At 48.1% G+C, this 13,801-nt stretch carries 14 protein-coding genes; 5 read left to right on the top strand and 9 right to left on the bottom strand.

The window, feature by feature from the left end; all coding sequences use genetic code 11:
• Positions 1 to 11: 11 nt before the first annotated feature.
• Positions 12 to 239 (bottom strand): hypothetical protein, encoded by a 228-nt coding sequence (locus tag ACXAD6_RS19585; RefSeq protein ID WP_474970278.1) that lies wholly within the window; start codon positions 237 to 239, stop codon positions 12 to 14.
• Between the two features lie 147 nt (positions 240 to 386).
• Here ACXAD6_RS19585 and ACXAD6_RS19580 point away from each other — a divergent pair, with 147 nt between their 5' ends.
• Positions 387 to 809, top strand: coding sequence for a VOC family protein (locus ACXAD6_RS19580; protein WP_474970469.1), 423 nt, complete (start codon positions 387 to 389; stop codon positions 807 to 809).
• Positions 810 to 1,033: 224 nt separating this feature from the next.
• On the opposite strand, the gene ACXAD6_RS19575 is transcribed toward ACXAD6_RS19580, so the two are convergent.
• The 5 genes from ACXAD6_RS19575 to ACXAD6_RS19555 form a co-directional block, all read right to left on the bottom strand.
• Positions 1,034 to 2,158 carry an NAD(P)/FAD-dependent oxidoreductase gene (locus tag ACXAD6_RS19575; protein ID WP_474970277.1) on the bottom strand — a complete coding sequence of 375 codons (1,125 nt, stop codon included), beginning with the start codon at positions 2,156 to 2,158 and terminating at the stop codon, positions 1,034 to 1,036.
• A gap of 473 nt (positions 2,159 to 2,631) precedes the next feature.
• A complete protein-coding gene (locus tag ACXAD6_RS19570) occupies positions 2,632 to 2,853 on the bottom strand; it encodes a hypothetical protein (protein WP_474970276.1) in 222 nt (73 codons plus the stop codon).
• A gap of 87 nt (positions 2,854 to 2,940) precedes the next feature.
• Positions 2,941 to 3,324, bottom strand: coding sequence for a carbonic anhydrase (locus ACXAD6_RS19565; RefSeq protein ID WP_474970275.1), 384 nt, complete (start codon positions 3,322 to 3,324; stop codon positions 2,941 to 2,943).
• An 81-nt stretch (positions 3,325 to 3,405) separates the two neighbouring features.
• Positions 3,406 to 5,109 carry a DNA-binding protein gene (locus tag ACXAD6_RS19560; RefSeq protein WP_474970274.1) on the bottom strand — a complete coding sequence of 568 codons (1,704 nt, stop codon included), beginning with the start codon at positions 5,107 to 5,109 and terminating at the stop codon, positions 3,406 to 3,408.
• Positions 5,110 to 5,242: 133 nt separating this feature from the next.
• On the bottom strand, positions 5,243 to 6,190 hold the full coding sequence (locus tag ACXAD6_RS19555) for an MBL fold metallo-hydrolase (RefSeq protein WP_474970273.1): 948 nt from the start codon (positions 6,188 to 6,190) through the stop codon (positions 5,243 to 5,245).
• A 133-nt stretch (positions 6,191 to 6,323) separates the two neighbouring features.
• On the opposite strand from ACXAD6_RS19555, the gene ACXAD6_RS19550 reads away from it, so the two are divergent.
• Positions 6,324 to 6,671 carry a hypothetical protein gene (locus ACXAD6_RS19550; protein WP_474970272.1) on the top strand — a complete coding sequence of 116 codons (348 nt, stop codon included), beginning with the start codon at positions 6,324 to 6,326 and terminating at the stop codon, positions 6,669 to 6,671.
• A 73-nt stretch (positions 6,672 to 6,744) separates the two neighbouring features.
• On the opposite strand, the gene cydC is transcribed toward ACXAD6_RS19550, so the two are convergent.
• On the bottom strand, positions 6,745 to 8,451 hold the full coding sequence (gene cydC, locus ACXAD6_RS19545; protein WP_474970271.1) for a thiol reductant ABC exporter subunit CydC: 1,707 nt from the start codon (positions 8,449 to 8,451) through the stop codon (positions 6,745 to 6,747).
• Positions 8,448 to 10,172 carry a thiol reductant ABC exporter subunit CydD gene (gene cydD / locus ACXAD6_RS19540; protein ID WP_474970270.1) on the bottom strand — a complete coding sequence of 575 codons (1,725 nt, stop codon included), beginning with the start codon at positions 10,170 to 10,172 and terminating at the stop codon, positions 8,448 to 8,450. Before cydD ends, cydC begins: the two co-directional genes overlap by 4 nt.
• Positions 10,173 to 10,491: 319 nt before the next feature.
• Here cydD and ACXAD6_RS19535 point away from each other — a divergent pair, with 319 nt between their 5' ends.
• Both ACXAD6_RS19535 and ACXAD6_RS19530 read left to right on the top strand, forming a co-directional pair.
• Positions 10,492 to 10,971 (top strand): Lrp/AsnC family transcriptional regulator, encoded by a 480-nt coding sequence (locus ACXAD6_RS19535; RefSeq protein ID WP_474970269.1) that lies wholly within the window; start codon positions 10,492 to 10,494, stop codon positions 10,969 to 10,971.
• The gene (locus ACXAD6_RS19530; protein ID WP_474970268.1) at positions 10,971 to 11,588 is read left to right on the top strand and encodes a LysE family translocator; all 618 of its coding nucleotides are present in this window, start codon (positions 10,971 to 10,973) and stop codon (positions 11,586 to 11,588) included. The genes ACXAD6_RS19535 and ACXAD6_RS19530 overlap by 1 nt, the downstream gene beginning before the upstream one ends.
• Before the next feature lie 634 nt (positions 11,589 to 12,222).
• Here ACXAD6_RS19530 and trxB read toward each other — a convergent pair.
• Positions 12,223 to 13,176 (bottom strand): thioredoxin-disulfide reductase, encoded by a 954-nt coding sequence (trxB, locus tag ACXAD6_RS19525; protein ID WP_474970267.1) that lies wholly within the window; start codon positions 13,174 to 13,176, stop codon positions 12,223 to 12,225.
• A gap of 275 nt (positions 13,177 to 13,451) precedes the next feature.
• Here trxB and ACXAD6_RS19520 point away from each other — a divergent pair, with 275 nt between their 5' ends.
• The gene (locus ACXAD6_RS19520) at positions 13,452 to 13,739 is read left to right on the top strand and encodes a phospholipase (protein WP_474970266.1); all 288 of its coding nucleotides are present in this window, start codon (positions 13,452 to 13,454) and stop codon (positions 13,737 to 13,739) included.
• The last annotated feature ends 62 nt before the right edge of the window (positions 13,740 to 13,801 follow it).

Below are 13,801 nucleotides of genomic sequence, written 5' to 3'. Positions count from 1 at the left end.
AAGCTTTTTTCTTATTGGTCCTCCCCTGGTGGGTGAAACAAATAGTGGTACAGCCGGCGGGAGAGAACCCCGAAAGTGATCAGCCAGAAAACGAGGAGCACTGCCGCCCCCGCCCCCTTCAGGAATGTCCATCCTGTAAGAAAGGCGAAAAGGAGTCCTGCTGTCAGCACCGCTGTAGAAAAGATAAACAGCAGGATGGAAAGCAGAACTTTCATACTGTGACTAATCCAGGCAGGCATGAACTTTCACCTCCTGCTCTACAGTATGTATTTTTTCCAAATCAGCTTGTACGTTTTAGTGGACAACGGATAAAAAGGGCAGATGCCTGCCGCACATCCGCAGCTGTGCTACAATAAACGCACGCAGATTGTAAAGGAGAATCCATGTTGGAAAAAAGACTCGACCATATCGGCGTTGCCGTACGCCTTATTGAAGAAAGCATTACATTCTACACAGAGGTTTTAGGCGGAACCCTGATTGACCGCTATCGAAATGAAGCCGAAGGCGTGGAAAGTGAAATTGCTGTGATGGATGTGCACGGCAGCCGCACAGAACTGCTGATGCCGACGAATAACACCACCTCGCCGATCGCCCGCTTCATTAAGCAGAAAGGCAAAGGCGTCCACCACGTCGCCTACGAAGTGGAGAACCTGGATGAAGCCATAGAAGAGGTTCATGCTCAAGGGATACGCACCCTGGAATGGTCCCGGAGAACAAACAAGCACGGAAGACGGCTCATTTATCTGAATCCCGCCGACACCGAGGGCACCATCATTGAATACTGCGACTATCCGAACAAGCAGGAATGATAAAAAAGACAGGGAACCTCTTGGTCCCCTGTCTTTTCAACTTGTAAAGAAACCACGTTCTTGTCCAGTGCCTCTAAAAGCCTCAGCAGCGCTTGTTCACAAACATGACCTGTCTCACACAAACGACAGGTTCCATTGAGTCTGCGAAGCTGTGCTCAATGTTCTCCCGCTGAACATGTCTCTCCACACGATATACGGACAACTTTGACTGAATACACGGTCTTTTACGCTTCTTCCAGTGCTTCTGCCACGCTGTAGTCTTCTGCATCCAATTCTGTATCACGTCCGAGGGCCATCCTGGCAAGCTCTGCGCCAAGATAGGGGCCGGAGGTAAGACCGGAAGCCCCGAGACCATTGGCCGTCAGCACGCCTTTCCATCCAGGAATCCGGCCAAACACCGGCAGAGAACCCGGCGTAAACGGCCGGAACCCGACACGGCTTTCCACAAAAGTACTGTCTTGAAGACCAGGAGCCACCTCCAGAGCCTTATCTAAAATATAATGAAGGCCTCCGGCTGTCTGACGCTGATCGAATCCGGCATCTGTCTCGTGCGTGGCTCCAACAATCATACGTCCCCCACCAAAAGACAACATATATTGGTTGTTCGGCGGCATAACCACCGGCCAGTCTGCGGTTTCCGTACCTTCTACATCCAAATGGACAATCTGTGCCTTCTGGGGACGGGAAAGGAACTGGATCCCGAGCGGCTGGAACAACGGCTTCGCCCAGGCGCCTGCGGTGACGATCACTTCATCCGCTTCCAGCTTCCGTCCGTCCACTTCCACGCCTGTCACGGTATCCCCTTCAAAAGTGAGGGAGGCATCGCCATGCATCATGACGGCTCCACGCTTTTTTGAAGCTCGGATTAATGCGTCACGGAGCGCGCGGCCGTTGACACGGGCCGCGCCACTGACATGAACCGCTTCATAGCTTTCCTCTGATAACAGAGGGAAATAGGTGCGTGTTTCTTCCGGCGAAAGTCGTGTGATTTCACCGATTTCCGGTGCATCCTCCCTCCGTTTTTCCGCCCGTTCAATGGTCTTCTCCAGTTTTTCCGGGTTGGTGTGCAGGCTGATTGCTCCCACTTTTTTATAACCGGTCTCGTGCTCGCCATCCGCTTCCAACTGCTGGATCAACTCAGGATAATACCTTGCGCCGCCTTTGACGAGACGGTACCACCGTTGATTCCGGCGCTGTGCGAGCCACGGACAGACAATGCCTGCAGCGGCTTCTGTGGCCTGGCCCTCATCCTTCCGGTCCACAATAGTGACGTCCGCCCCTTCTTTGATCAGATGGTAAGCGGTCGAGGCTCCTAAAATACCTGCTCCTACGATGATATATCTCTTCATAACGAACTCCTTTTCACGCTCATTGTCTGCATCTATTGTATAGGACAATGCGCCGGGACTCAAATCTCTCCATAGAAAAAGGCGTCTCCTTGTGAGACGCCTTTTTCTGTGGAGAAACCTTTTTTCCAGTGCCTCCAAAGGAGTGGTCATGGATAGAATCTTCCCACGCAGGCGGCCGTAACGCAGCCTGTCCTTTTGAAACGGCGAAGCAGCTATGCTCAACGTTCTCTTTTATCATAGGATAAAGCTGTCTTCCCACAGGCATCAGCACGTGGAGCGTTCAGTGGTGACGTCTGCGGGAACAGCGCGAGAGATGATCCACTTGGTCCAATGGTTTTCTTGACCAAGTCAGCTGAGGCCGTGCCCGCGGCAGGCATCCACCGATAAGCGGAACGTGCCCTCTCAACATGACATACGGACAACTCTAACTGGATAACACGGACTTTTCTACAGCCTGAGACGCCTTTTCCCAGTCATTCCGCTGTGTGTGTACATAAGTAGCGATAGCATTGCTCCAAGGTACTTACACAGTCATGGATGCCGACGCTTTCAATCTCAAAGAGTGAAAAAGCATTCAGCGTGACGGTGTAGGAAGCGATGGTGACGGTTGGACAACCCTCTGTCAATTTCCTTAATTCCAAAAAAATCGGATCGTGCGCGCTGCCAACGAAGTCAAATCCATTCACCTGCTCCATTTCCCCACTCCTTACCGTATCAAATGTATAACCGCGGGCCGATCCCCCGTTGTACGGTATACATTCGATGCGGGGAAGGAAAATCCTCTATCCTACAACGACTTCCACTTCCCATTGATCATTCACATACAGACCGATGACTTCTACACCGAAGCCCCAGGACTTCACAAGGTCGACAGACTGTTTGATCTGCCCTTCCTTCACTTCACGATCGACTGGGTTTCCGGCACAATTATGGTGGCCGACAACAGCGACAACATTGGATCCATGATTATCGGTGGAGATGTTGATTTTTGTTTTCACAGCAGCCAGCTGCTCTTCTGATCCTTCCAAAAGGAACTTCGTCGGGCCGGCTTCTGTAATCATATCGATGTAGGCTGTATCGTATTTTTTCTGCATCCAGTAAATAACCGGCAGCTGTACTCTTCCATCCATACAGTTGATAGCGGTGGCAAACGTTTTTTCAGACATAAAAATTCCTCCTCATTTTTTCTATGTTTTCTATCTTATCATAAAGAAAAAACAGCAGGAGGCCAAACCCCTGCTGCCTTCTTAATTGCTGATGCCTTCGATCTGCATCGTTTCCACCGTACCGGTTCCATTTTCCCGGATACGCGCTTCAAGATTCACCTGATCTCCTTCTTTCAGGAAGATCGATAACGGAGCCTTGCTGGTCGTAACGGTATATATGGTCGTTTCTCCTTCAAGGAGGAACTGCACCGACTGTCTGGATTCAGTGGAGGTTACGAGTACACGTTTGATGACGCCGCTCTTCTCCGTGAGGTCCACTTCCTGACTACCTTCCACATTGCTTGGGTCCTGGGCAATCTGGAGACGGTAGGCGTTCAGCGTCTGTTTGGCCGTATCCCCGAAGACAGCAAAATCAGAATCGGCGGCCTTAATGTAGGCGTACTGCTTAAAGAGGCCGTTCGGATCCAGAACGTTGACAATCCACGTCGGGTGTCCGTCCACGTTGTAAAGCACCGGCATCGTTCCGGTCCAGTTTTTCTCTGGATACTGCTTGTTCACGATCTGCACTGCCCCTTTACTGTCCATGATCCCCTGGTTCTGCTGACCGTTGTAATACGTCAGTTCACCAGTACGGGCATCAATCAATGTATAACCAAGGGCTGAATCGATGTTTTCTTTAGGTGAAGCCATATCCGTAAAGTAGTACATGGCCCCGTTCTCATCGAATATCGGGGTCACACTGCTCTCTGTTCCGGATTCGTTCGGGATTTTCACATCTTTTTTACCAAAAATGGAGTTCAACCATCCGTTGATGTACTTCCCGAAGTATTCATTCTCCGTGGCAGCCAGTTCGGAACTGACCGATCCTTCAACAAATTCCGGCGCTTCTGAAGCCGGATAGGTTTCCACATCGCCGGTCACCGGGTCTACAACGGCGACTTTGATTTCCTGCATATCCGGCCGGTTGGAAAAGAACAGCGGTTTGTAGATTGTCTGTACGTACCATGGCTTCCCTTCATCATCCACTTCAATCTGGGCTTCCCCGCTTTGAATATGGTCCGGGTGGGCACTGTAAACGACGCGCTGGACGTTATGGTTGAAATAACTCGAGTTGGTATACTTCATTTTGCTTTGGACGAACTCAGGCTGGGCATTAATGTTCGTCGCTGCGATCGTGAAGTATCCTTCCGTCTCATTTCCCCTTACATAGCGCCAAAAGCTTGAGAATTCCACTGGAGCGACGTAGACGATATCCCCGTCCACCTGCTGCGCCTGAAGCTTTCCAAGATCATAAAACTGGGTGTTCGGGACGACACTCATCGCTTTCTGCACTTTGTTACGGGCCGATTCAGGCGCGACAGAAATCGGTGTATTTTCCTCATTCAATGGGCGGGCCTCCGCCTCCTCCGATTTGGCGATCGAATCATGGCTGTCCTGCAGGGCAAAAATGCTGTAGACGAATACGCCTACGATTAAAACAGCGGTCACAAGAACAATGACGCCCGATAACGAGCGGTGCATCGTCTGATACTGCACAGGCACCTTGGCTCCGCCATAAACAAGCGGCACGAACAGGATGGCGGTAATACTGTTCAAGATCAGCATATTCGGAATCGTAATGGTCGGCATGAACGCATAGGCAATCGCGAACATGAGGATAAAGCCGAAAATAAATACGCCGGCGGCTGTCCTCATAATCTTCTTTCTTCTCATACGGTTTTTCCAATAGACGATGAACGTCAGGATGAAAAATAAAATAAAAGATAATAGAGCTGTAATCAGCATTCCTATCATAAAAGTCAGAACTCCTTTCTATGTCTACAGCTTATTTACGTATCCGCCCTTCTTTGGTTTCAAAAAGTTTTCCGAAGGACGGATAGAGGAAGCGCCCTTGATCTATCAAACGAAGATCAAGAGGTCAGACATTTTGTTTTTGGAGATAATCCGCAAGACCCATGGCACACACTTCAAAATCGAGCTGAAGCAGTTGGTATACCGGGTGATCATCGGGAACGCCATTTCGGTTGAGGTAGGCGGACACACGCAGATGAAGCCGCTTCTGTATTCCTTCTATACCTTCTCCTTGTTCCAGAGCGTCCTTCGCTTCACTTACGAAAACAGGAATCCATTTCTTCACTTGATCAAACGCTCGTTCAGGATCCTCCGACGCCCCGTAATGACCGAAATACAAGCGTTCGGGTTGAAGGCTCTCCATCTTTTCGATCGAGGAAATCATCACGTCCGGATCAAATTGATTGGGAGAGGTTGTAGGAAGGAAGAACGGTTCCATCCGGTCCTCCACGTGGTGATAACGTATCCCTGCGGTATCACCGGTGAAAAGCCCTCTGCTTCGTGAATCGTAGACGGCGAGATGGTGGCCGGCATGACCAGGGCTGTCATAGAACGTCAATGTCCGGTGATCTGACAGCTTCAAAGTCTCCCCCTCTTCCTTTACAACCAGCCTTTCGTCCGGAACAGGAAGGACAGGGTCGAACAGCTGATCAAAAACATCCCCGTACACCATACGGGCTCCCCTCACCAGTCTGGACGGATCGGCCAGGTGGCGTTTCCCCTTCTTATGGACAATCACCTCAGCGTTGGGACATTCCTTCAAAAGCAGCCCCACCCCGCCGGCATGGTCCAGATGAATATGAGTCAAAATGATCGACGTCACATCCTCCGGGCGGATCCCCAGATCTGATAGTCCAGCCAGCACATATGGAATGGATGGGCTCGGTCCGGTTTCAATCAACACCGGAGACTCCTCTTTGAACACATATGTACCTGTACGTCCCTCAAAGCCTAAATCATAACCGTCAATCAGATACAGATCCTCGCCTAATGCTGTGGGTGCTTTCTTTTCCAATCGGCTCACCTCTCCCTTAGATTTATCTTCAGTTTACTAGAAGTTTTCATAAAATGATAACGTTTTCTTGTTTAGAGAAAGAGTCACAAAAATGGGCTGGGTGAATATCATGGGTGGTGAGGAGTTGGTTTCAATGACTGAAGAACGTCATCCACAAACCCCTTCCAAACCGGGGTACAGCGATTGTAAAAAGATGAAGCACTTTCACGTGATGGTCGAGATGGAGGATGGACGGTCCTTTGATGGGATCCTCACAGACGTTTCCGGAGACAGCTTCACCATCCTGATCAGCGAAGACGTCGTCGTCGATGAGCAAGGACAGGTGATGGATGAGCGCCAATATGGATATAGACGCAGAAGGGCCCGCCGGTTCCGAAGAGGCATTTATCCGATTGCCGGTCTCGCCACCTTAGCTCTGTTCCCTTACGCCTTCCGTCCGTATCCCTATTACTACCCTTATCCATATCCATACTATTACTAAGGGAATCACGCTTATGTCTTATCTCAAACGAACTTAAAACAGCCGCCACAATCGTGTGGCGGCCTTTTTTCATTCACGCAAGAATCGTCTGCTCAATCTGTTTCATTTCATAAAATAGACCACGGCGGCTCATCAAGTCCTCATAGGATCCGGATTCCTGAATTTTCCCATCTTCCATAACGATGATCTGGTCCATCCTTTCCAATCCGTTCAGCCGGTGGCTTATCAGAATGACGGTATCATCTGAAGCCTGGTGGAATAAGCGGTCGTAAATGCCTCTCTCCGTCAACGTGTCCACCGAAGAGGTCGGTTCATCAAGCAGCCACAGCCGCTTCCCTTTCAAGAAGGCACGAGCAGCCGCCAGACGCTGTTTTTCCCCTCCTGATAAATTCTCTCCTTTTTCAAGGACTTGTTTATCGAGGGAAAAGGACAACCCTGTAGAAGCAAGAGCCGCTTGCTGCTGCTCTTCTGTCGCACCCTCATTTGCCATACTTAAATTGTCACCGATGGTACCGAAGAAAAAGTGGTTCTCCTGCAGCATCACATTGGTGTGGGCCCAGAGACTCTCTTCGTCAAGGGTCCGGATATCCTCTCCACCGACTTTCACGACGCCCGCATCTGCCGTATGGAACTTCAACAGCAGCTGGAAGATCGTCGACTTCCCTGAGCCGCTTGCTCCTACGATGGCTGTTTTACTGCCGGAAGGAATGGAAAAGGAAACATCCGTCAACGCCTGGCGCGGTTCTTCAGGAAACCGCCAGCTGACGTTCTCCATCCGGATAGAGGGGGCATCGGAATCATCCATTTCCTTTGTCCCGTTCTCTGTTTTTTCTTCATCCACCAGGGAAAATAACCGGGCAGATGCTCTCCGGCTGTCCTCCAAATGCGCAGGCAGAACAGCCATAGGTGCCGCATTTTCAAAAACAGTCAGGGAAATCATCACAAGCATCGCAAGGAACAACCCGTTCAAGTCCCCGGAAGAGACGAGAAACGCTCCGAGGCCCAGGACGACCCATGAAACGATCAGCGTCACGAACGTGTTCCAGGAATGGCTGGCAAGCATCTCACGGCTGTCCTTCTCCTGCTGTTGGAGGTAAACGTGTGAAGCCTGCTGCAGCATCTCCTGTTTTTCAGAAAGCTGTTGATGAATTTTCAAGTCTCTGAATCCATAGATGAATTCAGTGGCCTCTGTAGAAAGTTGTCCTCTGGACTCGCGGACAAACCGGCTCGATTTCCTCTGCTTCACACTGTACCAGGCCGGGATCACCAGTCCCGTTACAACGAGTCCGAGCAGCAGAACCACGGCCACCGAAAGCGAAAAGATGGACGTGAACACCATTGTCCCTAAGAAAATGATGACGAGCACGACGGGTGGATAATACACTCGTAAAAAGAAGTTCTGCAGACTTTCCACGTCTCCGACAATCCGTGCAAGCAGGTCTCCGCTCCGATACTTTTGAAACAGCCTCGGGGCGATCGGTTCCAGCCGCTTATAAAACGTAACCCGCAGATGGCTCAGAATCGAAAAGGTCGCTCTGTGGGAAAAGTACCGCTCGGCGTACCGGCCAAGCGCCCTGGCAAACCCAAACAGCTTTAAAAAAGCAATCAGGACAGTCAGCGCATATAAAGGAGGTAGCAGTGCCGCTTTGGATATCAAGTACCCGCTGGAAGCAAACAAGCCTACAGCAGAGAGACCAGCGAGAAAACCAAAGAGAATCGAAAGGAGAATATCTTTTTTCTCAAGCGTAACGAGACGAATGACTTCTTTGAGATCTTTCATGCCCCCTCTCCTCCTTTCTGCATTGTGACCATCTGCCGATATAGAGGCAGCTCAGCTTTTAATTGTTCATGGGTGCCTGTACCCACAGCACGTCCCTCATCGAGTACAAGAATCTGGTCGGCCGCCTGAATCGTATGGAGGCGGTGGGCGACCGTAATCATAGTCGCCGTCTCCGACAGCTCTTGAATGGAGCGCTGAAGGACAGTCTCTGTTTTCACATCCAGCCCTGTTGTCGGCTCATCAAACAGAATGACGGAAGGCTTTTTCAAAAAGGCACGGGCCAGTGCAATGCGCTGCTTCTCCCCGCCGGATAAACCTCTTCCGCCCTCACCGATTGATGTATCCAATCCATCCTCCAACGTCTCAAGCAGCTGGGAAAGGCCGGCCTTCTCCGCTGCACGGGCCGTTTCTTCCCTGGAGGCGCCGGGAACTCCAATCGCCATATTCTCTGCAATCGTACCCGAAAAAAGATACGGGTGCTGGGAGATGTAGCTGACACCGTTGAACCAGTCCGCTTCCTTGTACGAATAAAGCGGACGTCCGTTCACGTCTACATCACCAGATGAAGGAGCAAGCAGTCCCGAAAAAATATTGAGCAGGGTTGTCTTGCCTGATCCACTCTTTCCGACCACCGCCAGTTGACTCCCTGCTGGAATGTCCACCGATACCGGATCAAGAGCGAATCCTTCCTCATACTGAAACTGAACAGCGCGGAGAGACAAGGCCGGAGGCTGTTCATACGTGAGCCCCTGATCTCCCCATACCAACGAATGGTCCTCTTCGTTCAACGTCTCCTCCAGCTGCTTGGAGGCCCCGGAAGCTCCACGTCCCGTATGGAACGCACTGCCGAACTCCTTCAGTGTCAAGTAAAACTCCGGTGCAAGAATCAAAATGAAAAAAGCGGTGAAAAAAGAGACACTTTCATACACAACAAGGCGGATGGCAATCTCAAGAGCAATCAGGCCAATACTGAGCATGGAGATGAACTCAAGCATGAGGGAGGACACAAAGGCCACCTTCAGCACTTCCATCGTAGCCGTTTTAAATCCGAGACTGCTCGATTCTATTTCCTCCTGCTGGCGATGACTGCGGTTGAAAAGCTTCAACGTAACAAGTCCTTGAAGGGTATCCAGAAACTGTCCGGAAAAAGCCGAAAGCTTCTCCATCTGGTCTTCCGATTTCTTCTTCGTCATCACACCGATGATCGCCATGAACATCGGAATGAAAGGAGCTGTGATTACCATGATCAGCCCGGAATAAAGATGGGCGGAAAACACAACGGCCAAAATCATCACAGGGATAATGAGGGTCTGTATCATTTGTGGAATATAGCGGCTGAAATAGCCGTCCAGTTCATCCACGGAATCCATGAGTACACTCACCTTTTGTCCGGACCGCCCGGTCACCGATGTGGAGATCGACTGCCTGGACATTTTTTCAATCAAACGATGCCGGTAATGCTCTTTAGCTCTCGAAGCAAGACGGATGCCCGTTTTTCCATTGAGCCATGTGAAGAGAGTACGTCCAGCCAACACGAGAAACAGCCCGGCAAACAAAGGCAGAACATCCTGGAGGCTTTGCTGACCAAGAAAAATCCGATCCACAATCGCAACGAAATAATAGGATTGACCGATGACACTGGCTCCGATGAGAAGAGACGTGAGGATTAACAGCGTCATCCCTTTTCGATCAGCAAAAGCAAAGCGGCTGAGATGCTTCATAATCTATAGAAAACTCCTTACACGTATTTTTTGTGAAGTTTTTCACATTACTTTTATTATAAAGGAAAGACACCCTTTTTTCTAAAGAGAAGCCTGAGGATTCTATGACAATTCTTTAACATCGTCCCCTTTTCTGCCGCCAGTCATACAATCTCAACGGATAACTTACCCCGGTCGCTTATCGTCGCAAACACCTTATCAAACCTGTGATGAGGATTAGTATGCCGAAAACCTTTCAGGAGGTTAATGGAAATAACCTTTACTTTTTATTTTATAAATAATATGATAGTAAAAAATTTATAAAAGGAGGAAAAATCAGTTGGATAACTTTGATTACAAAATATTGAAAGCATTAATTGATAATGGAAGGGTTACTTGGGCTGAATTAGCTTCCCAAACTGGATTATCTGCTCCATCTATTGCAGACCGTGTTAATCGTTTGTTAAACAATGAAGTAATAAAAGAACTTGGCGCAATGGTAAATGGGGAAAGTGTAGGAACAGAATGTACAGCATTTGTGGCAGTTTCATTAGAAAAACCAACATTCAGGAAAGATTTTTTAAGGCTTGTCAAGGATTTGGAAGAAGTGCAGGAATGTCATCATATTGCCGGGGAAGATGATTATTTATTGAAAATTCGTTGCCAAAATACAAAGGATTTGGACCGAGTAATAAGTTATGAAATTAAAAACCTTGCAGGTGTACGGAGGACAAAAACAACAATTGTGATGGATACAACAAAAGAAACTTTGCGGGTCCCCTTACAAAAAGCAAAATTTAATAAATCAGGTGAACAGTAATGTTCGGGGAACTATTACTAAAAGGACTGTTCATTGGAATTAGTATTGCTGCTCCAGTTGGACCAATTGGGGTGTTATGTATCCGCAGAACTCTTGAACATGGTAAGTTAACTGGATTTGTATCTGGATTAGGGGCTGCAACAGCAGATGGAATATATGGAATAATCGCTGGTCTCGGTTTAACATTTATAACAAACTTTTTAATTGGTCAACAATTGTGGCTTCATCTTATTGGCGGTATATTCTTATGTTATTTAGGAGTGAAAATAGTTATTTCAAAACCTTCAAATAGATCAGCTGAAGCCAAAGGTAACAAACCGTTTTCAGCTTTCATATCTACTTTCTTTTTAACTATTACTAATCCAGTTACAATTTTATCATTTATCGCCATTATCTCAGGCCTAGGAATTACAACTAACAATGCAACGGCACCCGGCTTAATTTTAGTCGCAGGGATTTTTATAGGTTCATCATTATGGTGGTTATTATTAAGTAGCCTTGCAGGAACATTAGGCAATCGACTAGAGAATGATTATTTGAGCCTGATTAATCGCATTTCTGGAATTATATTATCGTCGTTTGGAGTATATAGTTTAGTTACTGGACTTGGTGGTTAGAGATTGATCTCATAATATTATTGGGGTGTTGTCCATATATTTAATGTTTCACTGGTTCATTGATCTTCTTATGGATCAAGAAAAGATATGAGGGGTGCTTACATGGTCTATATACCTTCAATTTGTTCTTTGTAGTTATTCCAAGCTTCATCATATACTAATGTAGGCGTGAAAATATCTATGAATCCTTGCTTAACTCTAAAGTCAAAAGACTATAGTTTTCTTAAAAAAATGGATCAATAAATGATGTTTGAATCTAAATAAACGTTCAAAGCTTTTCACCCTTTATGATTCTTGCTTGTTATTCCACCAATATTTCAGACGATTTTTCCATTATCTACCTTACAATCAACGGGGATGTGGGCCTATGTATAAAACCCTATGGAACAACACAGATATTCGTTTATATATGAGAGCAGGAGCGGTTTGAATAAAGAATGGGTCCACCTCAGCAAGAAATTTCTCCTGAAAGGCATGAGGCTGTTTATGTGGTGCAGTTGGATTCAGAAGAAATGCTCCTTCTATGAACATGTCTCAGAACTTCGTCTGATACTCCCCTTTAGCTAATTTCAAAATATTCAAATGTATGCATCTGGAAATAAAAAGAGACCGCCCCTTCCAGGGCAGCCTTTTACTAAGAAAGGTTCTGGCTCCAATCGACAGCCGCTTCCCCTTCCAGGAAGCGTTCAGAATCCATTGCAGCCATACATCCTGTGCCGGCTGCCGTAATGGCTTGACGGTACTTTTGATCCTGGACGTCCCCGCAGGCGAAGACGCCGGGGATATTCGTATTGGTCGTTCCTGGTTCCACAAGAAGATAACCCTTCTCATCCATATCCAGCTTTCCTTTCAGAAAATCTGTGTTTGGATTGTGACCAATGGCAACGAAAATCCCATCTGTATCGATAACTTCCTCTTCACCAGTTTCATTATCCTTCACTTTGATGCCCGAAATTTTCATCCCGTCTGAGACCATCTCCACCGGCGTTTTATTTAGAGCCCACGTCACCTTATCATTTTCCTGTGCCCGCGACTGCATGATTTTAGAAGCACGCAGTTCATTTCTTCGATGGATCACCTGCACCTCACTCGCAAACTTGGTCAGGAAGGTCGCTTCTTCCATCGCCGAATCGCCGCCGCCGATGATCACAACTTTTTTCCCGCGGAAAAAGAACCCATCACAGGTTGCACAGGTGCTCACTCCTTTTCCGATATTCTCTTTCTCGCCGGGAATACCGAGCAGTTTGGCGGAAGCCCCTGTGGAGATAATCAGGCTGTTCGTCTGTATTTCGCCGATGCCATCCACCTGAAGGGTAAATGGCCGCTGATTCACCTGGACATCTGTTACCCAGCCCCGTTTAAAAACAGCGCCGAACCGCTCGGCCTGCTTTTTCATATTATCCATAAGTTCAGGCCCCATGATGCCATCCGGGAAACCGGGGAAGTTCTCCACCTCCGTGGTCAGGGTCAACTGACCTCCAGGTTCAGGTCCCTCGATCACCAGGGGTTCTATGTCTGCGCGTGCAAGATAGACGGCGGCTGTCAAACCAGCCGGTCCTGTTCCTAAGATGACAGATTTGTAGGTCATAGAAGTGCCTCCTTTAAAATGACTCGTATTAGTGTTATATCCCTTTTTGCTTAAAGTCATGCCTCTCCCTTAGGAACTGATGAAAGATGGGGGCAGGGAAGCCCCCTCTCATCAGACGTTCCCGCTTTCCATAAACAAGGGAGGTTTCCTCTTCCACTTTTAAAACGGACCCGTAGCTGCCTTCTACTTTTTTAAACAGGGATAAACAAGTGACCACCCCAAATCGGCGCTTTGAGCATACACTATCATCAGATCATGGATATGGAGGTGATTCTATGCCTGGACGAAGAAGACCTGCACGCCGCCCTGGATTTTGTGTGTTTCCCGGTTACAAATACTGCGGTCCTGGATGCAGCGGCCCGGGAGAGCCGGTCAATGCCGTCGATGCTGCCTGTAAAGCACATGATGAGTGCTACCGCTATACAAAGAATTACTGTTATTGTGATGATGCTTTCATTCGTCGTTTAGGACAGCTCCAGAACCCACGGACCCGTGAGGGACGTCACGCCCGTGCGATGTATAACTATATGAAATTCCAACGCCTGTTCACCTGTTCGTTTTAAAAAAGACAAAGGAAGCTGTCTTTCTTTTTTTTATGGTTTGATCCTAAGGAAATTATTATGAA

The sequence above is a fragment of the Halobacillus sp. ABH2_015 genome (assembly GCF_056158945.1).
This window is presented reverse-complemented; position numbering and strand designations above follow the sequence as displayed.

Excerpts from the sequence above, each read along its gene's own strand:
- ACXAD6_RS19565 (WP_474970275.1), bottom strand. The coding sequence starts at position 3,324 with ATGTCTGAAAAAACGTTTGCCACCGCTATCAACTGTATGGATGGAAGA.
- ACXAD6_RS19575 (WP_474970277.1), bottom strand. The coding sequence starts at position 2,158 with ATGAAGAGATATATCATCGTAGGAGCAGGTATTTTAGGAGCCTCGACC.
- trxB (WP_474970267.1), bottom strand. The coding sequence starts at position 13,176 with ATGACCTACAAATCTGTCATCTTAGGAACAGGACCGGCTGGTTTGACA.
- ACXAD6_RS19550 (WP_474970272.1), top strand. The coding sequence starts at position 6,324 with ATGACTGAAGAACGTCATCCACAAACCCCTTCCAAACCGGGGTACAGC.
- ACXAD6_RS19530 (WP_474970268.1), top strand. The coding sequence starts at position 10,971 with ATGTTCGGGGAACTATTACTAAAAGGACTGTTCATTGGAATTAGTATT.
- ACXAD6_RS19570 (WP_474970276.1), bottom strand. The coding sequence starts at position 2,853 with ATGGAGCAGGTGAATGGATTTGACTTCGTTGGCAGCGCGCACGATCCG.
- cydD (WP_474970270.1), bottom strand. The coding sequence starts at position 10,172 with ATGAAGCATCTCAGCCGCTTTGCTTTTGCTGATCGAAAAGGGATGACG.
- ACXAD6_RS19585 (WP_474970278.1), bottom strand. The coding sequence starts at position 239 with ATGCCTGCCTGGATTAGTCACAGTATGAAAGTTCTGCTTTCCATCCTG.
- ACXAD6_RS19560 (WP_474970274.1), bottom strand. The coding sequence starts at position 5,109 with ATGCTGATTACAGCTCTATTATCTTTTATTTTATTTTTCATCCTGACG.
- ACXAD6_RS19520 (WP_474970266.1), top strand. The coding sequence starts at position 13,452 with ATGCCTGGACGAAGAAGACCTGCACGCCGCCCTGGATTTTGTGTGTTT.
- cydC (WP_474970271.1), bottom strand. The coding sequence starts at position 8,451 with ATGAAAGATCTCAAAGAAGTCATTCGTCTCGTTACGCTTGAGAAAAAA.